This window comes from Paracoccus sp. PAR01, from assembly GCF_014851995.1.
GTDB classification, from domain to species: Bacteria; Pseudomonadota; Alphaproteobacteria; order Rhodobacterales; family Rhodobacteraceae; genus Paracoccus; species Paracoccus litorisediminis.
In genome coordinates, this window is the sequence record NZ_JACVAW010000002.1 from 106,464 (window position 1) to 130,256 (window position 23,793).

27 protein-coding genes and 1 tRNA gene are annotated in these 23,793 nt (G+C 64.5%); 20 read left to right on the forward strand and 8 right to left on the reverse strand.

What is annotated here, in order from left to right; genetic code table 11:
* The first annotated feature begins 641 nt into the window (after positions 1-641).
* The 6 genes from metG to lpxK all read left to right on the forward strand — a co-directional run bounded on the left by metG (position 642) and on the right by lpxK (position 6,095).
* On the forward strand, positions 642-2,360 hold the full coding sequence (metG, locus tag IB235_RS05630) for a methionine--tRNA ligase (RefSeq protein WP_192336004.1): 1,719 nt from the start codon (positions 642-644) through the stop codon (positions 2,358-2,360).
* A 42-nt stretch (positions 2,361-2,402) separates the two neighbouring features.
* Positions 2,403-3,323, forward strand: coding sequence for an arginase (rocF, locus tag IB235_RS05635; RefSeq protein ID WP_155038626.1), 921 nt, complete (start codon positions 2,403-2,405; stop codon positions 3,321-3,323).
* 41 nt (positions 3,324-3,364) lie between these two features.
* Positions 3,365-3,450 (forward strand) — tRNA-Leu (locus IB235_RS05640).
* Between the two features lie 152 nt (positions 3,451-3,602).
* Positions 3,603-3,848 carry a DUF4170 domain-containing protein gene (locus tag IB235_RS05645; RefSeq protein WP_155038627.1) on the forward strand — a complete coding sequence of 82 codons (246 nt, stop codon included), beginning with the start codon at positions 3,603-3,605 and terminating at the stop codon, positions 3,846-3,848.
* Between the two features lie 25 nt (positions 3,849-3,873).
* A complete protein-coding gene (locus IB235_RS05650) occupies positions 3,874-5,109 on the forward strand; it encodes a 3-deoxy-D-manno-octulosonic acid transferase (protein WP_192336005.1) in 1,236 nt (411 codons plus the stop codon).
* A 2-nt stretch (positions 5,110-5,111) separates the two neighbouring features.
* Positions 5,112-6,095 (forward strand): tetraacyldisaccharide 4'-kinase, encoded by a 984-nt coding sequence (gene lpxK, locus IB235_RS05655; protein WP_192336229.1) that lies wholly within the window; start codon positions 5,112-5,114, stop codon positions 6,093-6,095.
* Here the strand turns inward: lpxK and IB235_RS05660 are convergent.
* From IB235_RS05660 to IB235_RS05670, 3 genes are read right to left on the reverse strand one after another with little or no spacing between them, the layout of a single operon-like run.
* Positions 6,077-7,201 carry a CaiB/BaiF CoA-transferase family protein gene (locus tag IB235_RS05660; RefSeq protein ID WP_192336006.1) on the reverse strand — a complete coding sequence of 375 codons (1,125 nt, stop codon included), beginning with the start codon at positions 7,199-7,201 and terminating at the stop codon, positions 6,077-6,079. The genes lpxK and IB235_RS05660 overlap by 19 nt on opposite strands.
* A complete protein-coding gene (locus IB235_RS05665; protein WP_155038630.1) occupies positions 7,201-7,863 on the reverse strand; it encodes a DsbA family protein in 663 nt (220 codons plus the stop codon). The genes IB235_RS05660 and IB235_RS05665 overlap by 1 nt, the downstream gene beginning before the upstream one ends.
* Positions 7,860-8,414, reverse strand: a complete 555-nt coding sequence (locus IB235_RS05670; protein ID WP_225612083.1) for a DUF721 domain-containing protein — start codon at positions 8,412-8,414, stop codon at positions 7,860-7,862. Before IB235_RS05670 ends, IB235_RS05665 begins: the two co-directional genes overlap by 4 nt.
* A gap of 74 nt (positions 8,415-8,488) precedes the next feature.
* On the opposite strand from IB235_RS05670, the gene IB235_RS05675 reads away from it, so the two are divergent.
* Together IB235_RS05675 and IB235_RS05680 are read left to right on the forward strand one after the other, a co-directional pair.
* Positions 8,489-9,556 carry an A/G-specific adenine glycosylase gene (locus IB235_RS05675; RefSeq protein WP_370576839.1) on the forward strand — a complete coding sequence of 356 codons (1,068 nt, stop codon included), beginning with the start codon at positions 8,489-8,491 and terminating at the stop codon, positions 9,554-9,556.
* Positions 9,557-9,566: 10 nt separating this feature from the next.
* Complete coding sequence (locus IB235_RS05680; protein ID WP_192336007.1) at positions 9,567-10,703, forward strand: alkane 1-monooxygenase; 1,137 nt, start codon at positions 9,567-9,569, stop codon at positions 10,701-10,703.
* 87 nt (positions 10,704-10,790) lie between these two features.
* Here the strand turns inward: IB235_RS05680 and IB235_RS05685 are convergent, their stop codons facing one another.
* From IB235_RS05685 to IB235_RS05700, 4 genes are all read right to left on the reverse strand, one after another.
* Positions 10,791-11,921: a site-specific DNA-methyltransferase gene (locus tag IB235_RS05685; RefSeq protein ID WP_155038632.1), complete on the reverse strand. Its 1,131-nt coding sequence runs from the start codon at positions 11,919-11,921 to the stop codon at positions 10,791-10,793.
* A gap of 89 nt (positions 11,922-12,010) precedes the next feature.
* Positions 12,011-12,643 carry a ribonuclease HII gene (locus IB235_RS05690; RefSeq protein WP_192336008.1) on the reverse strand — a complete coding sequence of 211 codons (633 nt, stop codon included), beginning with the start codon at positions 12,641-12,643 and terminating at the stop codon, positions 12,011-12,013.
* Entirely contained in the window at positions 12,640-13,119 is a 480-nt protein-coding gene (locus tag IB235_RS05695; RefSeq protein WP_192336009.1) for an ureidoglycolate lyase, read from the reverse strand. The genes IB235_RS05690 and IB235_RS05695 overlap by 4 nt, the downstream gene beginning before the upstream one ends.
* A gap of 55 nt (positions 13,120-13,174) precedes the next feature.
* Positions 13,175-14,284 (reverse strand): MFS transporter, encoded by a 1,110-nt coding sequence (locus tag IB235_RS05700; protein WP_225612101.1) that lies wholly within the window; start codon positions 14,282-14,284, stop codon positions 13,175-13,177.
* Between the two features lie 394 nt (positions 14,285-14,678).
* Between IB235_RS05700 and IB235_RS05705 the strand changes: the two genes are divergently transcribed.
* From IB235_RS05705 to IB235_RS05715, 3 genes are all read left to right on the forward strand, one after another.
* Positions 14,679-15,359 carry a GntR family transcriptional regulator gene (locus IB235_RS05705; RefSeq protein WP_225612084.1) on the forward strand — a complete coding sequence of 227 codons (681 nt, stop codon included), beginning with the start codon at positions 14,679-14,681 and terminating at the stop codon, positions 15,357-15,359.
* Between the two features lie 109 nt (positions 15,360-15,468).
* Positions 15,469-16,998, forward strand: a complete 1,530-nt coding sequence (locus tag IB235_RS05710; protein WP_225612085.1) for a L,D-transpeptidase — start codon at positions 15,469-15,471, stop codon at positions 16,996-16,998.
* A 4-nt stretch (positions 16,999-17,002) separates the two neighbouring features.
* Positions 17,003-17,791, forward strand: a complete 789-nt coding sequence (locus tag IB235_RS05715) for an extensin family protein (RefSeq protein WP_192336010.1) — start codon at positions 17,003-17,005, stop codon at positions 17,789-17,791.
* On the opposite strand, the gene IB235_RS05720 is transcribed toward IB235_RS05715, so the two are convergent.
* Positions 17,792-19,111 (reverse strand): FliI/YscN family ATPase, encoded by a 1,320-nt coding sequence (locus tag IB235_RS05720; protein WP_192336011.1) that lies wholly within the window; start codon positions 19,109-19,111, stop codon positions 17,792-17,794. It abuts the gene before it with no gap.
* Between the two features lie 88 nt (positions 19,112-19,199).
* Here IB235_RS05720 and IB235_RS05725 point away from each other — a divergent pair, with 88 nt between their 5' ends.
* The 9 genes from IB235_RS05725 to IB235_RS05765 are packed head-to-tail and all read left to right on the forward strand — an operon-like array spanning position 19,200 to position 23,785.
* Positions 19,200-19,586 (forward strand): FlgB family protein, encoded by a 387-nt coding sequence (locus IB235_RS05725; RefSeq protein WP_192336012.1) that lies wholly within the window; start codon positions 19,200-19,202, stop codon positions 19,584-19,586.
* A gap of 9 nt (positions 19,587-19,595) precedes the next feature.
* Complete coding sequence (flgC, locus tag IB235_RS05730) at positions 19,596-19,988, forward strand: flagellar basal body rod protein FlgC (protein ID WP_192336013.1); 393 nt, start codon at positions 19,596-19,598, stop codon at positions 19,986-19,988.
* Between the two features lie 10 nt (positions 19,989-19,998).
* Positions 19,999-20,277, forward strand: a complete 279-nt coding sequence (locus IB235_RS05735; RefSeq protein WP_155038641.1) for a flagellar hook-basal body complex protein FliE — start codon at positions 19,999-20,001, stop codon at positions 20,275-20,277.
* A 6-nt stretch (positions 20,278-20,283) separates the two neighbouring features.
* Positions 20,284-20,550, forward strand: coding sequence for a flagellar biosynthetic protein FliQ (locus tag IB235_RS05740; protein ID WP_192336014.1), 267 nt, complete (start codon positions 20,284-20,286; stop codon positions 20,548-20,550).
* Complete coding sequence (locus IB235_RS05745) at positions 20,550-21,266, forward strand: flagellar hook-basal body complex protein (RefSeq protein WP_192336015.1); 717 nt, start codon at positions 20,550-20,552, stop codon at positions 21,264-21,266. The genes IB235_RS05740 and IB235_RS05745 overlap by 1 nt, the downstream gene beginning before the upstream one ends.
* 11 nt (positions 21,267-21,277) lie before the next feature.
* On the forward strand, positions 21,278-22,063 hold the full coding sequence (flgG, locus tag IB235_RS05750; RefSeq protein ID WP_192336016.1) for a flagellar basal-body rod protein FlgG: 786 nt from the start codon (positions 21,278-21,280) through the stop codon (positions 22,061-22,063).
* Positions 22,063-22,482: a flagellar basal body P-ring formation chaperone FlgA gene (gene flgA / locus IB235_RS05755; RefSeq protein ID WP_192336017.1), complete on the forward strand. Its 420-nt coding sequence runs from the start codon at positions 22,063-22,065 to the stop codon at positions 22,480-22,482. The genes flgG and flgA overlap by 1 nt, the downstream gene beginning before the upstream one ends.
* Before the next feature lie 11 nt (positions 22,483-22,493).
* Positions 22,494-23,237, forward strand: coding sequence for a flagellar basal body L-ring protein FlgH (gene flgH, locus IB235_RS05760; RefSeq protein ID WP_192336018.1), 744 nt, complete (start codon positions 22,494-22,496; stop codon positions 23,235-23,237).
* Positions 23,238-23,248: 11 nt separating this feature from the next.
* Positions 23,249-23,785, forward strand: a complete 537-nt coding sequence (locus IB235_RS05765) for a flagellar basal body-associated FliL family protein (protein WP_192336019.1) — start codon at positions 23,249-23,251, stop codon at positions 23,783-23,785.
* The last annotated feature ends 8 nt before the right edge of the window (positions 23,786-23,793 follow it).

A 23,793-nucleotide genomic window follows, 5' to 3' on the forward strand; every position in this document is an offset into this window, starting at 1 on the left:
GAAATAATGGCAGAAATTCCAACGGTGTGGCGCCGAAGTCGGGCCCCTCAATTGGGAAGCCGTAAATGATTGGAAGTGACCAAGACTCAATCGTACCCGGACTAAGCCAATACATCTGGTTGCTGTCCGGCGGCGCGGCCATCCTTCTGGCAATCTTATTCCGAGGGCGTGGCCCCCGTATCGGACGGATTGAAGCAGCAAGCTCAGTCTTAATACTGCTGTTCCTGCCAAAGCTGGGACTTCTTCAGCTGTTCTTTGGATCGATGATGGCGCGGCTAAGTGTTATCTACCTGAGCTCTAATCCCTCCTCGATGATATACATGGCTCCTGCCCTTACCGTTTCGCTCATCTCTATCGCAAAGTTCGTAGCCGACCGACTGGTCCGATCGTCCGGGTCATGAAGCAGATACCTCCCCGACGCTGGCCTCCCGCCCTAACCGGCACTCTCCCAAGCAGCACCTTCACAGTGCACAGACTTGGGCAGCCGGTGTACGGCCAGTGACCCAGCACCCCCAGCATTCGCTGGCTTTTCCACACCGTTCGCAGGGCGGCGCTGCGCTGGATGAGGGGGCAATGTCCGCAGGACTTTCCATCTTGACGCTTCGCGGCTAGACATGGCGCCGATCAAAAGGACGCATCCCATGGCCCGGCATCTCATCACCTCGGCGATCCCCTATATCAACGGGATCAAGCATCTTGGAAACCTCGTCGGCTCGCAGCTGCCTGCGGACCTTTATGCGCGCTACCTGCGCCAGCGGGGGCATGAGGTGATGTTCATCTGCGCCACGGACGAGCACGGCACCCCCGCCGAGCTCGCCGCCAAGAAATCCGGAAAGCCGATCGAGATCTATTGCGCCGAAATGCACGAGGTGCAGGCCGGGATCGCGCGCAATTTCGGCCTCAGCTTCGACCATTTCGGTCGCTCCTCCAGCCAGCGCAACCACGTCCTGACCCAGCATTTCGCCGGGAAGCTGGATGAAAACGGCTGGATCGCCGAGGTCGAGGAAAAGCAGGTCTATTCGATCGATGACGGCCGCTTCCTGCCCGACCGCTATATCGAGGGCACCTGCCCCAACTGCGGCTACGATAAGGCGCGCGGCGACCAATGCGAGAACTGCACCAAGCAGCTTGACCCGACCGATCTGATCAACCCGCGCTCGGCGATCAGCGGCTCGACCAATCTTGAGGTTCGCGCGACCAAGCACCTTTACCTGCGCCAGCGCGCGCTGAAGGACCAGATCGCAGAATGGATCGACAGCAAGAAAGACTGGCCGATCCTGACCACCTCGATTGCCCGGAAATGGCTGAACGACGGTGACGGGTTGCAGGACCGTGGCATCACCCGCGATCTGGATTGGGGCATCCCGGTCCAGAAAGGAGACCAGCCTTGGCCGGGGATGGAGGGCAAGGTCTTCTATGTCTGGTTCGACGCGCCGGTCGAATATATCGCCGGTACCGCCGAAGGGACCGACGCCAAGGGCCTACCCGACAGCGAATGGCGCCGCTGGTGGCGTCTGGACGAGGGTGCCGAGGACGTGACCTATACCCAGTTCATGGGCAAGGATAACGTGCCTTTCCATACGCTTAGCTTCCCTGCGACCATCATCGGCTCGGGTGAGCCGTGGAAGCTGGTCGATTACATCAAGTCCTTCAACTACCTCACCTATGACGGCGGCCAGTTCAGCACCTCGCAAGGTCGCGGCGTGTTCATGGATCAGGCTTTGTCGATCCTGCCCGCCGATTACTGGCGCTGGTGGCTGCTGAGCCACGCCCCGGAATCCGGTGACAGCGAATTCACCTGGGATAACTTCCAGCAATCGGTGAACAAGGATCTGGCCGATGTGCTGGGGAACTTCGTCAGCCGCATCACCAAATTCTGCCGCAGCAAATTCGGCGAGGTCATCCCCGAGGGCGGCAGCTATGGCCCCGAAGAAGAGGCCCTGCTTGACGCCCTGACCGCCCGCATCCGCGCCTATGAAGGCTTCATGGACGGGATGGAGATCCGCAAATCGGCTGGTGAACTGCGCGCGATCTGGGTGCTGGGCAACGAATATCTGCAATCGGCGGCGCCTTGGTCGACCTTCAAGACCGACCCGGAAAAGGCCGCGATGCAGGTGCGTCTGGGCCTGAACCTGATCCGCCTTTACGCGGTGCTGTCTGCGCCCTTCATCCCCTTCGCGGCGGATGCGATGCTGGCGGCGATGCAGACCGATGACCGCGACTGGCCCGTGGACGCCCGTACGGCGCTGGCAACGCTGCCCGCCGGTCATGCCTTCACCACGCCCGAGGTGCTGTTCGCCAAGATCAGCGACGAGGATCGCGACGAATGGCAGGATCGCTTCAAGGGGATCCGTAGCTGATCCAAGGGCGTTGGGTCAGTCCAATCCATAGCAGGAGGAACGATGACCCATTGCATCCTGATCGGTTGCCCCGTCGATGAAGGCCAGCGCCGCGCCGGTTGCCTGATGGGCCCGGCCGCCTATCGGGTGGCGGGGCTGGCCCGAACCCTGACCGAGCTTGGCCACACGGTCGAGGATCGCGGCGATGTCATCCCCGCCGCAGGCCGGGGTCAGACCTGCGACAATCCCGCCGTCCACCACCTGCCCGAGGTGATCGCCTGGACCGAGGCGCTCTCCGCCTCGGCCAGCGCGGCGATGCCGGATGGCGTACCGATCTTCATGGGCGGCGACCATTCGCTGTCCCTGGGAACGGTGGCCGGGGTGGCGGCTCATGCGCAGGCCGAGGGTCGACCGCTTTTCGTGATCTGGCTGGATGCGCATAGCGATTTCCACACGGTGCGGACGACGACCTCGGGGAACCTGCATGGAACGCCGATGGCCTATGCCGCCGGACGCGCGGGGTTCGAGCCCTTTCCGCCCTTCCCCGCACCCGTTCCGGGCCAGAACATCTGCATGTTCGGCATCCGCTCGGTCGATCCGGCGGAGCATGCCGCGCTTGAGGAAACCCGGATCACCGTGAACGACATGCGGGTTCTGGACGAACATGGCATTGCTGCTCCGCTGCGGGCCTTTCTGGACCGGGTGCGGGCCGAAAACGGGCTGCTGCATGTCAGTCTGGATGTCGATTTCCTCGACCCTTCGATCGCACCCGCCGTCGGCACCACCGTTCCCGGTGGCACCACTTTCCGCGAGGCGCATCTGGTCTGCGAGCTTTTGCACGAATCCGGGCTGATGACCTCGCTTGATCTTGTCGAGCTGAACCCGTTCCTTGATGATCGCGGGCGCACCGCAAAACTGATGGTCGATCTGGTCGGATCGCTGATGGGACGCAAGGTCTTCGACCGCCCGACGCGCAGCTTCTGACCTTGCCAATTGCCGTCCCTCCCGCTAGCCACGGAACAGGCGCGGGCGTGGCGGAATGGTAGACGCATGGGACTTAAACTCCCTGGGGCGCAAGCCTGTGCGGGTTCGAGTCCCGCCGCCCGTACCATCCCCGACAGACCGGGACTGGCAGCCAACCTCGATCCTGCGACTGACGCGATTGTGTCCGCCCTTGCGGACCTTCGATAAGACCGTTTGCCCTTGGTTCCTCTGCCCGGCTCGGATAGGTTCGCGCCAGATTGCGACAGCAGGAGAAACAGGATGCCTCAGCGTCTTCACCTCGTCTTCGGGGGCGAGCTCGTGGACCCGTCCCGGACGGAATTCCGTGACACCAAGAACATTCACGTCGTCGGTATTTTCCCCGATTACGACAGCGCCTTCGCCGCGTGGAAGGCCGAGGCCCAGCGGACCGTGGACAGCGCCCATACCCGCTATTTCATTGCCCATCTGCACCGCCTGCGCGACGAAGAACGCGAGATCAGCCCGACCGAGGAACTCGGCAGCTGATCGCGGCCGGACAGGCGGATAAGGGATGCCCCCTCCGGGACAAGTAGGCTCGTCTCTGGCCCTGTGGCTGCATCTGCGGCGGCGCTCGGCCCTGGGTCCGGGCGGTGCCGCGCCGCCCGAGGCCCCGCCGGGCAGCGGCACGCTGATCCTTGTCCATCTGTCCGAACGCGCCGATGAACCACTGCCTATTCAGGGCGTGGTCAAGGCGCTGCTGGTGCGCAGGCCGGGCCTGCGCCTCGCCTTTACCGGCGCGCCACTGCCCGAGGACGCCCTGCCCGCAGGCGTCAAATCCACCCATCTGGGCCAGCCACGCGACCCGGCGGCGGTCCGCGACATCATCGACAGGCTGAAGCCACAAGCGCTGCTGCTGATCGGCGGACAACTGCCCTCGGCGCTGATCACCGGCATGGCCGAAGACCGACTTCCGGTGGTGTTGGCCGAAGCCCGGCTGACCGACTATGAACGCCGCGGGTTGTGGCGCGGCATGGTCAATCGCGGTCTGATGCAGCGCCTGTCCCGTGTTCTGGTCCCCGACATGGCCGCCGGAGCCACCGCGCGCCAGCTTGGCGCCGCGCCCGAGCGGATCGAGATGACCGGCCCGGTGACCGAGACCCTGCCCCCCCTGCATGCCAACGAGGCCGAGCGCGCGGCCCTTGCCCAGATCCTGCGCGGCCGTCATGTCTGGCTGGCCGCCGCCCCGACCTTCCCCGAGATCAAGGCCGCGCTTCGCGCCCATCATCTGGCCTTGCAGCATAATCACCGGGCGCTGCTGATCCTTGCCGCGCTGCCCGAGGATCTGGTGCCGGCCATCCGTGCCGAGGCCGAAACGCTGGGCCTTGCCAGCGTCCTGCGCTCAGAAGACGAAGACCCCATGGCCGATGACCATGTGCTGATTGCCGATGACCCCTATGAGATGGGGCTGTGGTATCGCTTGGCCCCGGTGACCTTCATGGGCGGCACGCTTTTCCCCGGCCCCGGCCTTGCCCCACGTCATCCTTTCGAACCCGCAGCGCTGGGTTCGGCGATTATCCACGGCCCGATGCCCGGCACTCATGCGGCGGAATGGGTGCAACTGGGCGGCGCTTCGGCCGCACGACAGGTCAGCGATGCCGAGACGCTCAGCCGGGCGGTCTCGGACCTGACAGCCCCCGATCAGGCCGCGATACTGGCGGGCAATGCGTGGTCGGTCAGCACCGGCGGCGCAGCCGTCATCCGCCGCATCGCCGATGCGGTGATCGATGCGATGGAGGAAGCGGATTGAGCCTGCGCGCCCCCGATTTCTGGTTCCGGCCACCCGGTCTTGCGGCCCGCGCCTTGTCGCCGCTGGGCGCGCTATATGCAGCGGGAACGGCGCGCCGGGTTGCGGGTGGCGCGCGCCTCCGCCCCGGCGTTCCGGTGATCTGCGTCGGCAATATCAACGCGGGCGGGACCGGCAAGACGCCCTCGACCATCATGTTGGCACAACGGCTGCAGCAGCGCGGCGTCGATGTGCATATCGTCTCGCGCGGGTTCGGTGGCACCGAAAAGGGCCCGACCCGCGTCGATGAGGCACGCCACCGCGCCGAACAGGTCGGCGATGAGCCGCTGCTGATGGCGGCCTTTGCCCCGGTCTGGGTTGCGGATTCTCGGGTCGAGGGTGCAAAGGCAGCAGTCGCGGCGGGGGCGCAGACGATCCTGCTGGATGACGGCTTTCAGGACCCGTCGCTGCATCACGACCTGTCGCTGGTCGTCGTCGATGCGGCCAAGGGTTTTGGCAACGGGCTGTGCCTGCCCGCCGGACCGCTGCGCGAGCCGGTCAGCCGCGGCCTTGCCCGTGCCGACCTGTTGCTGTCGATCGGAGAACCCGACGCGCAGGACGCATTTGCCGCGCAATGGGGGGCGAAACTGACGCTGCCGCATCTGCGCGGGCGGCTTGCGCCGCTGCAGACCGGCATGGACTGGCAGGGGTTGCGGGTGCTGGCCTTTGCCGGCATCGGCCATCCCGAGAAGTTCTTTGCCACGCTACGCAGCTTGGGGGCCGAGATCGCGCGGGCGGAACCGCTTGAGGATCACCAGCCCTTCACCCCTGCCCTGCTGACCCGGCTGGAAACCGAGGCAAGGTTGACCCGCGCCCAGTTGGTCACCACCGAAAAGGACGCCGCCCGCCTGCCGCGCAGCTTCCGTCCGCAGGTTCTGGCCCTGCCCGTCCGGCTGGAGCTGCAGGATGCAGCCCCGCTGGACGAGAGGCTTCAGGCGCTGGGGTTGTGATCGCCCTCGCCCAGACGTGGCGAGGCCCGATCCAATGACAGTTCGGCCTCGGAAAAGCGGATGGGCAGGCGCAGCCCCGGCACGCCCTGCGGCGAAATCCGCAAGCCCCGCGCCATAATCTGCGGGTCAGCAAAGACATCCGCCATGTCGTTGATCGGTCCGGCAGGGACGCCTTCGGCCTCCAATGCGGCCAGCAGATCGTCGCGCGTCCATGTCACGGTCACGGCGGACAGCGCCGCGCTCAGCGCCTCGCGATTGGCGATGCGGTCGGCATTGCTGGCATAGGCGGGCGCATCGGCCAGTGCAGGCAGGCCTAGGACCGCACACAGCCGCCGATATTGCCCGTCATTGCCGGTCGCGATGATGATCCAGCCATCGGCGCAGTCAAAGACCGCATAGGGCACAAGGTTCGGATGGGCATTGCCCAGCCGCGACGGTGCCTTGCCGGTGGCCAGATAGTTCATCGCCTGATTGGCCATGACGGTGGTTGCCACGTCGAACAGCGCCATGTCGACATGCTGCCCGCGCCCGGTCGCGTTGCGTTGGTTCAGCGCCGCTAGGATGCCCACGACCGAATAGACGCCGGTAAAGATGTCCACCACCGCCACGCCGACCTTTTGCGGCTGGGCGTCGGGTTCGCCGGTGACGCTCATCAGCCCGGACATGCCCTGAATGATGTAGTCATAGCCCGCGCGATGCGCGTAAGGCCCGGTCTGACCGAAACCGGTCACGCTGCAATAGACCAGCCGCGGGTTCAGCGCTGCCAGACTGGCATAATCCAACCCGTATTTCGCAAGGCCGCCGACCTTGAAGTTCTCGATGACCACATCGGCATCCGCGATCAACTCGCGGACCTTGGCCTGCCCTTCGGGGGTGCGGAAATCGGCAGTGACCGAGCGCTTGCCGCGATTGGTCGCATGGAAATAGGCCGCTGCCCGCTCGCCCTCATGCTCGATGAAAGGGGGACCCCAGCGTCGGGTATCGTCCCCTTCCGGAGCCTCGACCTTGATGACCTCGGCCCCCAGATCGGCAAGGATCTGGCCGGCCCAGGGGCCGGCCAGAATACGGGCAAGCTCGACGACCTTCAGGCCGGCAAGCGGGGTCATTACTTCTTCTCGGCCTCGGCGATCTTGGCGTCGATGATCTTCTTCATGTCATCCCAAGGCTGGTTCTGGACCGTTTCGCCCGCGATGATGAAGGTCGGCGTGCCCTCGATCTTGTCGGCGGTCGCGTTCTTCTGGAAGGTGGCGACCAGATTGGCGACCTGCTGCTTGTCGGCCCAGCAAGCATCCATCTGCTCGGGCGTCATGCCGGCCTTGGCACCGACCTTGCGCAGGTTCGCGGCGATCTCATCGCCCGATTTCGCGTTCAGCCAGGTTTTCTGATCGTCGAACAGCAGGTCCGAAACGGCGTAGTATTTCGAGTCACCGCCGCAGCGCGCCAGAATGCCGGCCCACAGGCCCACCGCGTCGAAATAGACATCGCGCTGAATGAACTTGACCTTGCCGGTCTCGATATACTCGGCCTTCAGCTTGGGCCAGTTTTCCTCATGGAAAGCCGCGCAATGGCTGCAGGTGAAGCTGGCATATTCGACGATGGTGACCGGAGCGTCGGCATTGCCCAGCGCGATATCCTCAAGGATCTTGCCCTCGGGCATCTGCTCCTCGGCGGGCGCGGGCTGGGCTTCTTGCGCCATGACCGGCGAGACCACGGAAAAGGCCAGCGCAGCCGTGGCGGCAGCGATCAGGGAACGGCGGGTGGAAATCATGAATTGGCCTTTCGGTCGTTGGTGTCCCGGCGGGACAGGATGTTCAGCGCCATCTGCCGCATCGCGGCCGAAAGCTGGGGATCGTCGAAATCCTGCGCGATTGCTTCCGCGCGGGCGATGCGGGCGGGATCGGGTGGCGCCGTCCGGCGCGGAGCGGCAAAGCCCGCCTGTTCCTCGGCAAAGCCGTTCGCATCGGCAAATCCGGTGGGCGCGGTCTGGGTCAGGCTGATCCGCGACACCGCGTTGAAGCCATAGCAGGCGTTCACCTTCTGGCGGATCTGTTCCAGCTGCATATTGATCATCGGCGCGCGCGCGCCCGCCACCAGCAGCGTCAGGGTCGCGCCGAAGCCCTTGCCATGGCTGATCTTGACGGGGCGGGCATGGGCTGCGATCTCGGGGCCGACCACCTCGGCCCAGTTGGTCAGCAGCCGCGCGACGGCAAAGCCGCGCTGCTCACCCACCGAGCGGACCCGGTGCGCGACAAGATTTGCCGCGGCCTCGAACCCGCGCATCCGACGGCGCGGTGAACTATCGGGTTTCTTCTGGGCCATAGGGTGACCATGTGATTAAGCTGCGCGCAGTCTGGACCGAGCCGCGCGCGGACGCCAGAGCGGAGTACTGAAAATTGCGTGACTCGAGGGTGATATCGGCGGAATTGCTGGACTGGTATGACCGTCATGCCCGCGTCCTGCCATGGCGCATGCCGCCCGGTCAGGGACAGGCCGATCCCTATCGCGTCTGGCTGTCCGAGGTGATGCTGCAGCAGACGACCGTCGTCGCGGTGAAATCCTATTTCGAGCGCTTCACCCAGCTATGGCCCACTGTTCAGGATCTGGCCGCAGCGCCGGATGATCAGGTCATGGCCGAATGGGCGGGCCTTGGCTATTACGCCCGCGCCCGCAATCTTGTCGCCTGCGCCCGTGCCGTCGCCGCCCTGGGGCAGTTTCCCGACACGCGTGAGGGGCTGGCGGCGCTGCCCGGCATCGGTCCCTATACCTCGGCCGCGATCGGCGCGATCGCCTTTGACCGCCCCGAGACGGTGGTGGACGGCAATGTCGAGCGGGTGATCTCTCGCCTGCATGCGCTTGAGGAACCGCTGCCCGCCTCGAAGCCCGAGATCTATCGCCTTGCCGCCGCGCAGACCCCCACCTTGCGCCCCGGCGATTACGCGCAGGCGATGATGGATCTGGGCGCGACCATCTGCACGCCGCGCAGTCCGGCCTGCGGCATTTGCCCGGTCATCGAATTCTGTCAGGCGCGTCGGCTGGGCATCGCCGCCGAGCTACCGCGCAAGATGCCGAAAAAGGCCAAGCCGCAAAGGCAGGGCACGGTCTGGATCGGCTTTTCCGGCAGCAGGGTGCTGGTCGAAACCCGGCCCGACAAGGGGCTTCTGGGCGGTACGCTGGCCTTCCCCTCGGCGGGCTGGGACGGCTCCGACCTGCCGCCGCCCGCGGTGGCCGACTGGCAGGAGCTGGGCCTTGTCCGTCATGTCTTTACCCATTTCGCACTGGACCTGACCGTGATGACGGCCGAGTTGACCCTGCCCCCCGAAAGGGGCAGGCTGGTGCCGCTTGGCGAATTCAGCGCCACCGCCCTGCCCGGCCTGATGCGCAAGGCATGGGCGCTGGCCCGCCCCAATCCAGCCCGCCCCGCGACGACCCGTCGCCATGGCAAGCCGACCTCAGAAACGTGATGGTTGACCGATGCAAACCGCCTTTCGTGCCCGACTGATCGACGCCCTGCCCTTCTGGCTGTCTTTGGGCATGGTCCCGCTGGCCTTCCTTGCCGCGCGTTTCGGCGGCTGGTGGTGGGCCCTGATGCCGCTTTACGCATGGTACCTGATGACCATGCTGGACGCGGTTCTTGGTTTGAACGACGAAAACCCCGACACCGAAACGCCCGAGACGCAGCTGTTCTGGTATCGCGCCATCACCGTGATCTGGTTCCCCATCCAGTTCGCGATGATCTTTGGCGGCATCTGGTTCGCTACCCGCAGCGGTCTATCGGGATGGGAAAGGCTGGGCCTGTTCTTTGGCATCGGCATCGCCTCGGGAACAATCGGCATCGTTTACTCACACGAATTGCTGCACCAGAAGAACCCGGTCGAGCGCTGGCTGGGCGACTTGCTGCTGGCCTCGACGCTTTATTCGCATTTCCGCACAGAACATCTGCTGGTGCATCACAGTTGGGTCGCCACCCCGCGCGATGCTGTTTCCGCCCGCTACAATGAGGGCTTCTTTCGCTATTTCCTGCGCGTGCTGATGGAATGCCCGAAAAGCGCTTGGGCGGCCGAAACCCGCAGGCTGGCCCGTGCCGGGCGGTCTAAATTCGACCGCCGTAACCCCTTCTGGCGCTACGGCGCGCTGCAACTGGGGATGCTGGCGCTGGCGTTGCTGCTTGGCGGCTGGCAGGGGCTGGCCCTGTTCATCTGGCAGGCTTTCATCGCGGTCTGGCAGCTGGAACTGACCAATTACGTCGAACATTACGGCCTGACCCGTAAGCACCTGGGCAATGGCCGCTACGAACATGTCCTGCCCCGGCACAGCTGGAATTCGTCGCATACGGCGACGAACTGGCTGCTGATCAACCTGCAGCGCCATTCCGACCATCATTACAAGCCCGACCGCCGCTTTCCCCTGCTGCAGACCTATGATCGGGAACAGGCCCCACAACTGCCGCTGGGTTATCCGGCCATGACCTTCCTTGCGATGATTCCGCCGCTATGGCGCCGGCGGATGAACCCCCGCGTCCGGGCGTGGCGGCGGCAATTCTATCCCGAGATCGCGGATTGGTCGGAATATAACCGCGGCACCCTGCCCCAGCCGCGCAACGCGCTATAAAAAACCCCGTCCGGCGGCTCTCCGCAGGACGGGGCAAGGCGGTCCCGGCCGCACCAGAGCACGCGGCTTGGGGACACGGCGAAAACCTTAATTGGGACGCCCCTTGTCAGCCTCCATCTCGGCGCGGATCTGCTGGCGCAGCGTGTCGATGGGGACCATTTTCCCCTCGCGCCGGAAATGCCAGTAGGTCCAGCCGTTGCAGGTCGGCGCGCCTTCCAGCGCGGCCCCGACCTGATGGATCGAGCCCTTGATGTCATTGCCGATCAGACTGCCGTCGGCGCGCACCTTGGCCTTGTGGCGATTGTCCATCGAGAAAAGCTCCTCGCCCGGACGCAGCATGCCACGCTCGACCACCTGACCAAAGGGCACGCGTGGCTCGGCCCGCTTGGCCTTGGTGGTGACAAGGGCTTCATTGTCGAATTTGCGAACGCGGGCGATACGCTTTTCGGCAACCTCGCGGTAGGCCTGCTCGCGTTCGATGCCGATGAAGTCGCGGCCCAGCATCTTGGCCACCGCGCCGGTCGTACCGGTCCCGAAGAACGGGTCCAGCACCACGTCGCCGGGATTGGTCGAGCCGATCAGCAGCCGGTGCAACAGCGCCTCGGGCTTTTGGGTCGGATGGGCCTTGGCCCCGTCCTTGTCCTTCAGTCGCTCGCCCCCGGTGCAGATCGGCAGCACCCAGTCCGAGCGCATCTGCACGCCCTCGTTCAGCGATTTCAGCGCCTCATAGTTGAAGGTGTATTTGGCGCTTTCGGATTTGCTGGCCCAGATCATCGTCTCATGGGCATTGGTCAACCGCTTGCCGCGGAAATTCGGCATCGGGTTGGTCTTGCGCCAGACCACATCGTTCAGAATCCAGAAGCCCTGGTTCTGCAGCTCGGCCCCGACGCGGAAGATGTTGTGATACGAACCGATCACCCAGATCGCGCCATCGGGTTTCAGGATGCGGCGCGCCGCCGCCATCCATTCCCGGGTGAAGCGGTCATAGGCGGCGAAACCGGCAAACTGGTCCCAATGATCATCGACCGCATCGACACGCGAATTGTCGGGACGGTGCAGCTCTCCCTTGAGCTGCAGGTTGTAGGGCGGGTCGGCGAAAATCAGGTCGACGCTATTCGCGGGCAGCGAATTCATCACCTCGACGCAGTCGCCGGCCAGAATCTGGTTAAGCGGTAGATTCCGCGCAATCGCGCGGTTCTTCGTCTCGTGCTTTGTCATTCACTGCCTCGGATTTCGGCTGCTTTGTGGCCGATCTTGTTGGGCAGATGATGATTCACGACTGATTCGGCGTCAAATTCTTTTTTGAATCAAGAACTTGTCAACAGGCCTTTACACAAGATGTTGTGGACAGGCGCAAAGCTGCGCCTATGATGTGGGGTCACGCCCAGATCTAGCAGGGCCTGCCGGTGACTTGCCGTAGGGTAACCTGCATTCCCCTCCCAGCCGTAACCGGGGTGCTGTTGCGCCAAATCCACCATGATGCGATCACGCGCCACTTTCGCAAGGATCGAGGCCGCCGCAATCGACAGGCTGCGCGCGTCGCCCTTGACCACGGCCTGCCCCGGCATCTCCAGCCCGCGGGGCAGCATATTGCCGTCGACAAGCGCCAGACAAGGCCGCTGTCGCAGCCCGGCTATCGCCCGACACATCGCCAGATGCGAGGCGCGCAGGATGTTCAATTCGTCGATTTCCTCGACGCTGGCATGGGCGATGGCCCAGTCGCAGCAGACCATTATTTGGTCCGCCAGCGCATCGCGGCGCTTGGCGGTCAGCTTCTTTGAATCGTTCAAACCCTCGGGGATGCGGTCAGGGTAAAGGATCACCGCCGCCGCCGTCACCGGCCCGGCCAGCGGGCCCCGCCCGACCTCATCGACCCCGGCGACGTGTCGCGCGCCGCGCTGGATTGCCTCGGCCTCAAGCGAATAGTCCGGCGCGCTCATGGCAGGACCGTCACCGGCGCGATGGAGACTTCCTCAAGGTTCACGCCCGCGCCCTCGCGGTCGACGACCAGAAAATCCGCGGCCCGATCCAGTGGCGTCAGCACCCCGTGCCAGACCCCGGCGCGCAGGTTCACCCCCATGCCTGCGGGCACAAGGAAGGCCAGCGGCGTACCCGGCCGCCCGCCATCATCCGGCGCAACGATCGACATCCAGTCATCCGGTCCCAGCGGAAAGAACGCCTGCGAGCCCAGCGGATGACGCTCCAGCAAGGTGCAGTCATAGGGCAGGCTCACCGGCTCGGACCGAAAGATCGAGATGATCGCCTCGCCCCCCGACCGCTCGACCGTGGCCAGCGCGTGATGACGCTCGCAGCGTCCGGCATTGATCATCTTCGTGGGCTGGTCGCGCGGTGCCAGAAGCTCACCGAAGGGCGCGAATTCCTCGGCCGTGATCGGCCGGATCTTGATGCTGCTCATATTCTTTCTTGTCCAAATATCCCGGGGGTACGGGGGCAGAGCCCCCGCTTATCGCTCAGGAATGCTTCATCCTCGGCAGGAACACCGTCAACAGCCCCATCAGAGGAAGGTATGAACACAATTTATAGACAAACTCGATCCCCTTGGCATCGGCCAGCACCCCCAGAACCGCCGCAGCGATCCCGCCCATGCCAAAGGCAAAGCCAAAGAAAATGCCCGCGATCAGCCCGGTACGCCCCGGCACCAACTCTTGCGCAAACACCACGATGGCCGGAAAGGCCGAAGCTAGGATCAGCCCGATGATCACGGTCAGCACCCCGGTCGCCGCCAGTCCGACATGCGGCAGCGCAAGGGTAAAGGGCAGGATGCCCAGGATCGAGAACCAGATCACCTTGAGCGGCCCGACCTTGTCGCCCAGCAACCCGCCCAGCATCACCCCCGCCGCCATGCCGCCAAGGAACAGAAACAGCATCAGCTGCGCCTGCTGCGTCGACAGCCCGAATTTCTCGATCAGGAAGAAGGTGTAATAGCTGGAAATGCTGGCGGTATAGATGTTCTTGGTGAAGGTCAGCAGCGCCAGCACGACAATCGCCATGATCACCCGCCCGCGCGACAGCGACAGATGCGCGGTGCCCCGTGCGCCCGCAGCCTTGCGCCGCCCCTCGGCCCAGGCCCCGATTCGCCACAGGATGGCCGACCCCAGCATCGCCGCCGCCGAGAACAGCGCGATGGAGGGCCGTCCCAGCGGCACCACGACAAACGCCGCCAGCAGCGGGCCAAGCGCCGTGCCGAAATTTCCGCCCAGTTGGAACAGCGACTGCGCCGTGCCGAATTTCCCGCCCGAGGCGATCCGCGCCACGCGCGAGCTTTCGGGATGGAACACCGCCGAACCGACACCAATCAGCATCGCGCCGGTCAGAAGCACCCAGTATTCATGCGCGAGCGCCAGCAGCAGCACGCCCACAAAGGTCGATCCCATGCCCACTGCCAGCGATTTCGGCATCGGGTTCTTGTCGGTGATCGCGCCCACCACCGGCTGCAGCAATGATGCCGTCACCTGAAAGGCAAAGGTCATCATCCCGATCTGCCAATAGGACAGGGTGAATTCCTCGCGCAGCAGCGGATAGATCGCCGCCAGCATGGATTGCATGACATCGTTGATCATGTGGCAGGCACTGATCGCCACCAGCACGGACCATGCCGTGGTTGCGGGACCCGGCGCCCGGAATGCCGTTGCTTCCGACACGTGTGAACCTCTTGCTGAGTGCCGGGACATTCTGCCCCGGCCCCCGGAATGTCAACTCACGGGGCAATCGTCGGAAGAGGTTAACGAAACACTTGACCTGTGCAGTCATATCGCGTCAAAAACTTGTCGCATGAGTTAATTTCGTTCCCGACGGATTTTGCATTTCCGGGTTTTCAACCGGACAAGTCATTCGCTGTCGACCGTATCGAGTCCCCGACACCAATACGGACATATTTAGAATCTTATGACTCGACATACCCAAAGCTTCGCCACGGCAGCGGCCGTGCTTCCTCTTGGTTCCAAGCGCAAAGGCATGACCTGGCAGGCCGTTCAGGACATCGTGCTTGAGCGCATCCAGAACGGTATCTGGCCCGAGGGCGAGCTGATCCCCACCGAATGCGATCTGGCCGCCGAACTGGGCTGCGCCCGTGCCACCGTGAACCGCGCCATGCAGGCCCTAGCCGAAAATGGCGTGGTCGAACGTCGGCGCAAGGTCGGCACCCGCGTCGCGATCCATCCCCGCGTCCAACTGGTCCGCACCCTGCTGCGCCGCGAGCTGGAGGCGGCCGGCCACGAATATGGCTACGAGCTTGTTTCCGCAACGGAAACCAATCCCCCCGCCGATGTCGCGCAGGCCATGATGCTGCGCAGTTCGGAAGTGCTGCTTTACAGTCGCGCGGTCTTCTACTCGGACGGTATTCCCTATTGCTGCGAAGAGCGCTGGACCAACACCTTCGCTGCCAAGGGGCTGGATGCTGCCGTTCTGGCAACGATCAGCCCTTGCGAGTGGCTGCTGGGCAATGTGCCCCTGAATCGGGCCAGCATGTCGGTGGGTGTGGCCACCGCGGATACGGGCTTTGTCGCCCCCGCGCTGAACCTGCCCAAGGACGATCCGGTGCTGCATCTGGAGCGGCTTGAATGGCTCAATAACATGCCGGTTTCGTTGTCGCGGCGCTATTTTCCGCGCGACCACCGCTTCGAAGGACAGATCTGATCGCGAAAAGGGGCAAGTGGTAAACGCTTTACTTGCCCCGAAGCGCGGAACGGGCCAATGCTCGACATAACAGACAAGAAACGCAAAACAATAAAACCGGACATCGAGCATGCCTACACGCGGTTCTTCCACTGGCGCCCTGCTGCGCCTCTCTCTTGCTATGGCCTTTGCCGCGGGCAGCAATGCGGCACTGGCCGAGGCCAACCCCCATCCCCGCCCACCCAGTCGCGCGGCCAGCGTCACCGCGACCCTGCCCGCACAGGCCGCCGCCGTGCCGGAAGCCCGCGATACGGTGATCGGAACCACCGCCTCGACCGCCTCGGGCAAGAAGGGGCTGCGCAGGGTTTCTCCGGCGGAAATCGAGACCGCCACCTATGACGGCGGCGACCTGCCCGCGGGCCAGTCGGCCCTGACCGCCAAGGTCCAGATCCTGCTTGACCGTTCCGGGATTTCCCCCGGCGTGGTAGATGGCTGGCGCGGCGGGATGAGCGAAAGCGCCCTCAAGGCGTTCCAGCGCCGCGAAGGCATGCCGATGACCGGCCGGATGAGCCCGGATCTGTGGAGCCGCCTGCATGTCTATGCCGCGGAGGCCCTGACCGACGAATACACCATCACCCAGGCCGACGCTGCGGGGCTGGTGGACAAGATCCCGGCCGACTATGCCGACAAGGCCGCGATGCGCTCGCAAGGCTATACCAGCGTGCTGGAGCGCCTGAGCGAACGCTTCCACATGGACGAGAAGTTTCTGGCGCTGCTCAATCCCGGCGTCAAGTTCGAGCCCGGCGCGACGATCAGCGTCACCCGGCCCGCGAAGCCGATCCGCGCCACCGTGACCCGGATCATCATCGACAAGGAAACCCGCCGCGTCGCCGCTTATGACGTCAAGGGCCGCATGGTCGCCGATTACCCGGCCACGGTCGGTTCCTCGGATACGCCCTCGCCGCATGGCACGCATCTGGTCAAGGCCGTGGCGCTGGACCCGACCTATACCTATAACCCGCAGCGCAATTTCAAGCAGGGCAAGAACGACCGCGTGCTGATCATTCCGCCCGGCCCGAACGGCCCGGTCGGCGATGTCTGGATCGACCTGAGCGAGCCGACTTATGGCCTACACGGAACCGCAACCCCCTCGCGGCTGTTCGTCAACCAGTCGCATGGCTGCGTGCGGCTGACGAACTGGGACGCACGGGAGCTGGCCCATATGGTCAAAGCCAATGTCACCACGGTCGAATTCCTCGATCCCGGCGTGCGGATCGAGGATGTCGCCCATTCCGCCGTGGCGATGGAATCGAGCGCCCCGATCTCGATCCGGGCCAGCCGTCCGCCGGCGCGTTCGTCCAGCTATACGGCTCCGATCGAGACCGCGCCCACTGCCACTGCCCCGCTGCAGACCCCGACCAATGCCGCGGCCATCGCCGCTGCCGTGCAGGAAGCGGCTTCGACCGTCGCTGGCAAGATCGCGGGCAATGACCGTCCCGTTGCAGCCCCGGCGGGTCGCGGCGAGGCACTGACCGAAGCCTTGGCCCGTGCCGAGGCCATCGCCGACGAGATGCTGTCCCAGCGTGCGCAGGACGCATCGCCAGACGCCCAGGTCGGCAGTCGGGCGTTGCCGCCGCCGGCGCAAAAGCCGCAGCTTTGATCGCATGAGGACATGGGCGGCATTCCTGCTGATGGCGATGCTGCCCATGCCCGTTTTCGCGCAAGCCCCCCGGCCGGAACCTCGTCCGGCCGAGCATCGCCCCGAGGCGCGCCCTGCTGATCCTCCCGCCGCCGTCGAAAAGCCGAAGGCAGACGAACCCCAGCCAGAGCCACCCGAACCCAAGGTTGAAATCCCGGCAGGCCCGCCGATCCGCGCCACCCTGCGCGAGGATGGCTTCGCCTATTCTGCCTGTCTGCTCGAACTGACCCTGCTGGGCGCTGATTTCGACGAAAGCGCGCCGCTGACCGATCCCGACCATGCCGATTGCGGGATCGCGCGGCCGATAACCCTGCGCGCCCCCCTGCCCGGCATCCAGATCGACGGTGGCGCGGTCATGCGCTGCGACACCGCCCGGCATCTGGCGCATTGGCTGCGCGATTTCGTCCGCCCCGCCACGGTGCTACTGCCGGGCCAGCCCCAGCTTGCCGGACTTGAGCCGGGCAGCACCTATCAATGTCGGCCAACCATCGGCAATGGTGGCGAAAGCCTGTCCGAGCACGCCTTTGGCAATGCCTTCGACATCGCCGCCTTTCGCTTCCTCGACGGCAGCCGGATCGAGATCACGCCCCGGCAGGATGACGGCGATCTGACCGAGGCCTTCCAGCAGGCCGTCCGCAAAACCGCCTGCCTGCATTTCACCACGGTGCTGGGACCGGGGGCGAATGCTGCGCATGAAAACCACCTGCATCTGGACATCAAGGCACGCAAGGGCGGCTTCCGCCTGTGCCAATGACTAGCGCGGACCGGATGCCGCCAGCGCCTCGGCCAGCATCTGGAACGCCTGCCGAACCGATGGGCTTTTGCGGGTAAAGAATTGATCCAGCGTCGGATAGATGCGCACGGCCTCATCCAGCTTGGCATCTGAGCCTTGCGCGTAAAGCCCGGCGCGGATCATCAGCTCGGATTCCGAATAGGCCCCCAAGGCCGCCCGTGCCCTGCCGATCAGCACGTTTTCCGGCTCATTCGCCGCATGGGGCAGCGAGCGTGAAACCGAGCGCAGCACGTCCACCGCCGGAAAGCGCCCCCGTTCGGCAATCGCGCGGTCCAGCACAACATGGCCGTCCAGCACGCCGCGCAGAATGTCGGCCACCGGCTCCTCCATATCCGATCCGGCGACCAGCACGCTGAAGATCGCGGTAATGTCGCCGCTGCCCATCGGCCCCGGCCCGGACCTTTCGGCCAGCGACATGATCAGCTGCGATACCGATGGCGGAAAGCCGCGATAGCTGGGGCTTTCCCCGGCAGCCAGGGCGATCTCTCGATGGGCCTCGGCGAAGCGGGTGATCGAATCGGCCAGAAACAGGACATGGTTGCCCTTGTCGCGGAAATGCTCGGCCACCGTCATCGCCGCCCAGGCGCAGCGCCGCCGCATCAAGGGCGACTGGTCCGAGGTCGCGGCGATCACCACCGAACGCGCCATGCCTTCCTCGCCCAGCACTTCCTCGACGAATTCGCGCAGCTCTCGACCGCGTTCCCCGACCAGTGCGATCACCACCACATCGGCCTCAACCCCGCGGGCAAGGGCTGAAAGCAGCGTCGATTTGCCGACCCCCGACCCCGCGAACAGCCCCATCCGCTGCCCGCGCACCAAGGGCAGGATCGTATCAAAGACCGCAAGCCCGGTCCCCAACCGCGCACCCAGCCTATTGCGCGAGGCGGCGGGCGGCGGAGCCGGACGAAAGCCGCGTTCCTCGGAACCGGGACTCAGCGGTCGCCCGTCCAGCGGACGCCCCAACGGATCGATGATTCGCCCGACCCAGCGATCCGAGGGTGCAAGCTGCGGTGCGAAAAGCAGTTCAGCCTCGGTCCCGATGGCCAGTCCCTCGGTCGGACCTTCGGGCAGGATCGCCACCGCATCGCGGCTAAGCGACACAACCTCTCCGCACAGCTCCACCCCGGAACGCATTGAAAAAACGACGCGATCCCCTACGGACGCTTGCCGGTTCAGGCCCGAAATCCAGATCAGCCCGCCTTGGATCGCCACGACCGATCCGAAATGGCGCAGCATATCCAGCCTTTGGATACGCGAGGCAATCGATCGAAATTTTTCCATCCGTCCACTCCAAAAACACGAGCCGCGAAACGGTTTTTAAACCTCTCAGGGTTAAGACCGGGTTATCGGAACTGAGGAGAGGCCCTCGATGTTTGACCGGATCGACACGCTGCGCATGGCCAGTTCGCTGACCGCCCATGCTCAGACGCGGCAGAAGCTGATCGCCCAGAACGTCGCCAATGCCGATACCCCCGGTTTCAAGTCGCAGGATCTGGCGCGCTTTTCCGAGACCTACCGCTCGGGCGTGTCGACCGAATTGCGCGCGACCCGGCCGGGCCATGTCACCGGAATCAGCTGGGGCGGTCAGAACCGCGAAATCGATGCCGGGGGCGAACCCGCACCCAACGGAAACTCTGTTTCGATCGAGGATGAGATGATCCGCGTGGCGCAGGCCAAGAAGGAATTTGATCTGTCGCTGGCCGTGACCCGCGCCTCGCTTTCGATGATCCGCACAAGCCTCGGCCGCCGTGCCTAAGGAGGGATGATGACTGACAGGTTGACCGCAACCGAGATGGCGGCATCGGGGATGCGCGCGCAGGCCGTCCGGCTGCGCCATGTCTCGGAAAACATCGCCAATGCCGACACGCCCGGCTACCGCCGCAAGCTGGTTTCGTTCCGCGAGGAAATGGATTTCGGCCGCAAGACCGGTGGCGTCGATGTTTCCCCGACGCGGCTGGATAAGCGCGAACTCCCCCGCATCTTTGAGCCCTCGCATCCGATGGCCGACGATGAGGGATATTTTCAGGGCTCGAATGTCGACCTGGTGGTCGAGGTCGCGGATGCCCGCGAAGCCGGCCGCAGCTACGAGGCCAATTTGCGCGTCTTTGAACAATCCCGACAGATGGGCAGTGCGCTGCTCGACCTGATCCGTCGTTAAGGAGCACGCCATGATCACATCGATTGACGCCGCCAATGCCTATGACCGCGCCCGGCCCGCAGTCTCGCCCGCATCGGGATTGCCGCAAGGTGTTACCGCCGCAGCCGCCGAATTCGCGCAGGTCATGGACCAGGTGGACATCACCGCCATGGGCGCAATGAACGGCGCCACCGACACCCACCAACTGGTACAAAGCATCGCTCAGGCGGAAATCGCGCTCGAGACCGCCGTGGCGATCCGCGACAAGGTGGTCGAGGCCTATCAGGAAATCCTGCGGATGCCGGTCTGAGCCGCCATGGATGAGAACCTGATCTTTGACCTGATGCGGCAGGCGCTGTGGATTGCGGTGCGCATGTCGGCCCCGCTGCTGGTCGTCGCGCTGGTCGCGGGCGTGGTCATCGGCCTGTTTCAGGCGCTGACCTCGGTGCAAGAAATGACCCTGACCTTTGTCCCCAAGGTAGCACTGATGCTGGCGGTGTTCTGGGTCAGCATGAGCTTCATGACCACGCTTCTAGCCAACTTTTTCACTGATCAGATCGTGCCGCAGATTGTGGGGCACTGATGGATAACGCGATCTATGCCTCGCTGACCCGGCAATCGGGCTTGATGCGCGAAATGCGCGCCATTGCGAACAACATGGCCAATGCCAATACGACCGGCTTCCGCCGCGAGGGTGTGGTCTTTTCGGAATACATGGTGCCGCTGTCCCAGAACGGCGAAACCCTGGCCATGGCCAATATCCGCGGCCGGATGGTGGATCTGGATCAGGGTGCCATGACCCAGACCGGCGGCAAATACGATCTGGCCATCGACGGCGATGGCTTCTTCATGGTTCAGACCCCCGAGGGCGGACGCCTGACCCGCGCCGGCGCCTTCATGACGAATGCCGATGGCGAGATCGTCAACCCTGACGGCTATCCGCTGCTGGATGATGGTCAGGCCCCGATCGCGGTGCCGCCGGGCACGCGCAGTATTGGGGTTGGCGGCGACGGAACCGTTTCGGCGGATGGGCAGGCGATCGGCCGGGTCGGCGTCTTTGCCGCGCCCGATATTGCCGACCTGCGCCACGTCGCGGGCACCCTGTTCGAGGCCGGGACGAATCCCACGCCGCTGGATGACGCCAAGGTCCGGCAGGGCTTTCTTGAGGAGTCCAACGTCGAACCCGTCACCGAGATTGCCCGCATGATCGAGGTCCAGCGCGCCTATGAACTGGGCCAGTCCTTCCTGGAACAGGAAGACCAGCGCATCCGCCAGACCATCACCTCGCTTACCCGTTGAAAGGACACAGGATGAAAGCACTCCAGATCGCCGCGACGGGCATGAGCGCCCAACAGATGCGGGTCGAGGTCATCTCGAACAACCTCGCGAACATGTCGACCACCGGATATAACCCGCGCCGCGCCGAATTCGCCGACCTGCAATATCAGCAGGCCACCCGTCCCGGCACGCTGACCGCGACCACCGGCGCGATGGTTCCGGCGGGGGTACAGCTGGGTATGGGTGTGCGGCCCGCGGCGGTCACCGTCATGCTGGGACAGGGCAGCCAGATCCAGACCAATGGCGATCTGGACGTCGCTATCGACGGCAATGGCTATATTGAGGTGATGATGCCCTCGGGGATCTCGGCCTATACTCGCGACGGCAGCCTGAAACGCTCGGCCGAAGGGCAGATCGTCACTTCCGAAGGCTATCCGGTCGTCCCCGACATCACCATCCCGCAAGAGGCGCGCAGCATCTCTATCAGCCCGTCGGGAGAGGTTTTTGCCTATTTCAGCGACCGGGTTGACCCCGAGAATCTGGGCCAGATCACACTTGCCGGATTCCTGAACGAAAAGGGGCTGGAAGCTGTGGGCGGCAACATGTTCCTTGAAACCAATGCTTCAGGCGCGCCACTTGTGGCCCCGCCCGGAGAGGAAGGGCTTGGCACGCTGCGGGCAGGTTATCTTGAGGAAAGTTCGGTCGATCCGGTGCGCGAGATCAGCGAACTGATCAAGGCCCAGCGCGGATATGAGCTGAACTCCAAGGTCATCACCGCCGCCGACCAGATGCTGGGCGCCACGGTGCAGGTGCGCTGATGATCCGCGTCCTTCTGGCCCTTGCGCTCACCCTGCCCTTGCCAGCCCTTGCCGATGCACTGGTTGCGGCCCGCACCCTGCGCAGCGGCACCGTCCTTGCGCCCGAGGATATCCGCATCGACCCGCAAGCCGTTGGCAAGCTGGACAACCCCGATACCGTGCTGGGGATGGAGCTGCGCGTCATGCTAAGCGAAGGCCGCCCGATCGAGCCCGCCCATCTGACCGCGCCGCGGATTGTCGCACGCAACCAACTGGTCACCATCGCCTATGAACGCGACACCCTGCGGATCGAGACCGAGGGCCGCGCGCTCAGCGCGGGCGGCGTCGGCGACACCATCCGGGTCATGAACAACGCCTCTCGCACCACGCTGTCAGGCCGCGTCGCGGCGGATGGCACCGTGATCGTCGCCCAGAACTGAGGAAACCTGCGATGAGCAATAAACGAACCTATCTGGTCACCACCGGTCTTGTCGTCGCCCTGAGCCTGTCTGCCTGCGGCCGCGCCGATCATCTGGGTCGCGCCCCGAAGATGACCGACGCCGAAAGCAGCGCCGAGTTTCAGGCGATGCTGGCACCGGACCCGGCGATGTCTGCCCTGCCCCAGCGGACGGAAAGTACGGCCTCGCTCTGGACGACCTCGCAAAGCTCGCTGGTGGCGGATCGCCGCGCCTCGGCTCGCGGCGACATCCTGACCGTGGTGATCGAGATTGACGACAAGGCCGAGATCCAGAACAGCTCGGGCCGCAGCCGAAAAGCCTCGGACAAGGTCAGCATCCCGGCGCTGGCCGGTCTACCCCAGCGCGCAGCCGAAGTGCTGCCCGAGGGTGCCAGCATGGACGACCTGGTCGATGCCGACAGTTCCTCCAGCTACAAGGGCAGCGGGAATATCTCGCGCCGGGACAAGATGACGCTGCGCGTCGCGGCCACGGTCGTCGAACGGCTTCCGAACGGCGTCCTGCGCATCGAAGGCAGTCAGGAAGTCCGGGTGAATTTCGAGGTCAGGGTATTGACGGTCAGCGGCTTCGTTCGCCCTTCGGACATCGGTCGTCGCAACGAGATTTCCTATGACCGCATCGCGGGCGCGCGGATCTCCTATGGCGGGCGGGGTCACATCAGTGATGTGCAGCAACCCCGCTACGGCCAGCAGATCGCGGACATGGTCCTGCCCTACTGACGAGGTCGAAGATGAAGATGATCCTGCTTGGCCTCATTGCGGCATTGGCCTTTCTGGGCGGCGCAGTCGGCGGCGACGTCCTGCATGGTGCAAAGCCGGCGGCGGCGGCCAACCCGACCGCATCGCCAACGGGACATGGCGCAGATACCGCCGAAGCCGACCATTCTGCCACGACATCTGATCATGACATCGCACCTGCCGCCGAAGATCACGACACCGAAAAGGCCGCAGACTGGTTCCGCTTTCCCAACCAGTTCTTCGTGCCGATTCTGCGTAACGGAACCACCATCGCGGTGATGGTGATGTCGCTGACACTGGAGGTCTCGGCCGAGGCCCTGCCGGGCATTCAGGCGCAGGAACACCGGTTGCGCGACGCCCTGCTGAAAGCCCTGATGAAACAGGCAAATACGGGCGCCTTTGATGGAAACTTCACCTCCGAGGCGCATATGGAGGCGTTGCGCAAGGAGATGCTGGCAGCGGCGCAGGATGCTGCCGGACCCGAGGTGATCAAGGTGCTGATCGGCGACATTGCCCGGCAGGAGCAATAGTCCGGGGA

What these genes read in the sequence shown, in the direction of transcription:
- IB235_RS05645 (WP_155038627.1), top strand. Translation starts at nt 3,603, where the DNA reads ATGCCTCAGCGTCTTCACCTCGTCTTCGGGGGCGAGCTCGTGGACCCG.
- IB235_RS05660 (WP_192336006.1), bottom strand. Translation starts at nt 7,201, where the DNA reads ATGACCCCGCTTGCCGGCCTGAAGGTCGTCGAGCTTGCCCGTATTCTG.
- IB235_RS05745 (WP_192336015.1), top strand. Translation starts at nt 20,550, where the DNA reads ATGGATAACGCGATCTATGCCTCGCTGACCCGGCAATCGGGCTTGATG.
- IB235_RS05725 (WP_192336012.1), top strand. Translation starts at nt 19,200, where the DNA reads ATGTTTGACCGGATCGACACGCTGCGCATGGCCAGTTCGCTGACCGCC.
- IB235_RS05735 (WP_155038641.1), top strand. Translation starts at nt 19,999, where the DNA reads ATGATCACATCGATTGACGCCGCCAATGCCTATGACCGCGCCCGGCCC.
- metG (WP_192336004.1), top strand. Translation starts at nt 642, where the DNA reads ATGGCCCGGCATCTCATCACCTCGGCGATCCCCTATATCAACGGGATC.
- IB235_RS05715 (WP_192336010.1), top strand. Translation starts at nt 17,003, where the DNA reads ATGAGGACATGGGCGGCATTCCTGCTGATGGCGATGCTGCCCATGCCC.
- IB235_RS05690 (WP_192336008.1), bottom strand. Translation starts at nt 12,643, where the DNA reads ATGAGCGCGCCGGACTATTCGCTTGAGGCCGAGGCAATCCAGCGCGGC.
- IB235_RS05700 (WP_225612101.1), bottom strand. Translation starts at nt 14,284, where the DNA reads ATGATCAACGATGTCATGCAATCCATGCTGGCGGCGATCTATCCGCTG.
- IB235_RS05710 (WP_225612085.1), top strand. Translation starts at nt 15,469, where the DNA reads ATGCCTACACGCGGTTCTTCCACTGGCGCCCTGCTGCGCCTCTCTCTT.
- IB235_RS05720 (WP_192336011.1), bottom strand. Translation starts at nt 19,111, where the DNA reads ATGGAAAAATTTCGATCGATTGCCTCGCGTATCCAAAGGCTGGATATG.
- flgG (WP_192336016.1), top strand. Translation starts at nt 21,278, where the DNA reads ATGAAAGCACTCCAGATCGCCGCGACGGGCATGAGCGCCCAACAGATG.
- IB235_RS05765 (WP_192336019.1), top strand. Translation starts at nt 23,249, where the DNA reads ATGAAGATGATCCTGCTTGGCCTCATTGCGGCATTGGCCTTTCTGGGC.
- IB235_RS05685 (WP_155038632.1), bottom strand. Translation starts at nt 11,921, where the DNA reads ATGACAAAGCACGAGACGAAGAACCGCGCGATTGCGCGGAATCTACCG.
- flgH (WP_192336018.1), top strand. Translation starts at nt 22,494, where the DNA reads ATGAGCAATAAACGAACCTATCTGGTCACCACCGGTCTTGTCGTCGCC.
- IB235_RS05695 (WP_192336009.1), bottom strand. Translation starts at nt 13,119, where the DNA reads ATGAGCAGCATCAAGATCCGGCCGATCACGGCCGAGGAATTCGCGCCC.
- rocF (WP_155038626.1), top strand. Translation starts at nt 2,403, where the DNA reads ATGACCCATTGCATCCTGATCGGTTGCCCCGTCGATGAAGGCCAGCGC.
- flgC (WP_192336013.1), top strand. Translation starts at nt 19,596, where the DNA reads ATGACTGACAGGTTGACCGCAACCGAGATGGCGGCATCGGGGATGCGC.
- IB235_RS05680 (WP_192336007.1), top strand. Translation starts at nt 9,567, where the DNA reads ATGCAAACCGCCTTTCGTGCCCGACTGATCGACGCCCTGCCCTTCTGG.
- IB235_RS05650 (WP_192336005.1), top strand. Translation starts at nt 3,874, where the DNA reads ATGCCCCCTCCGGGACAAGTAGGCTCGTCTCTGGCCCTGTGGCTGCAT.
- IB235_RS05670 (WP_225612083.1), bottom strand. Translation starts at nt 8,414, where the DNA reads ATGGCCCAGAAGAAACCCGATAGTTCACCGCGCCGTCGGATGCGCGGG.
- IB235_RS05705 (WP_225612084.1), top strand. Translation starts at nt 14,679, where the DNA reads ATGACCTGGCAGGCCGTTCAGGACATCGTGCTTGAGCGCATCCAGAAC.
- flgA (WP_192336017.1), top strand. Translation starts at nt 22,063, where the DNA reads ATGATCCGCGTCCTTCTGGCCCTTGCGCTCACCCTGCCCTTGCCAGCC.
- IB235_RS05740 (WP_192336014.1), top strand. Translation starts at nt 20,284, where the DNA reads ATGGATGAGAACCTGATCTTTGACCTGATGCGGCAGGCGCTGTGGATT.
- IB235_RS05665 (WP_155038630.1), bottom strand. Translation starts at nt 7,863, where the DNA reads ATGATTTCCACCCGCCGTTCCCTGATCGCTGCCGCCACGGCTGCGCTG.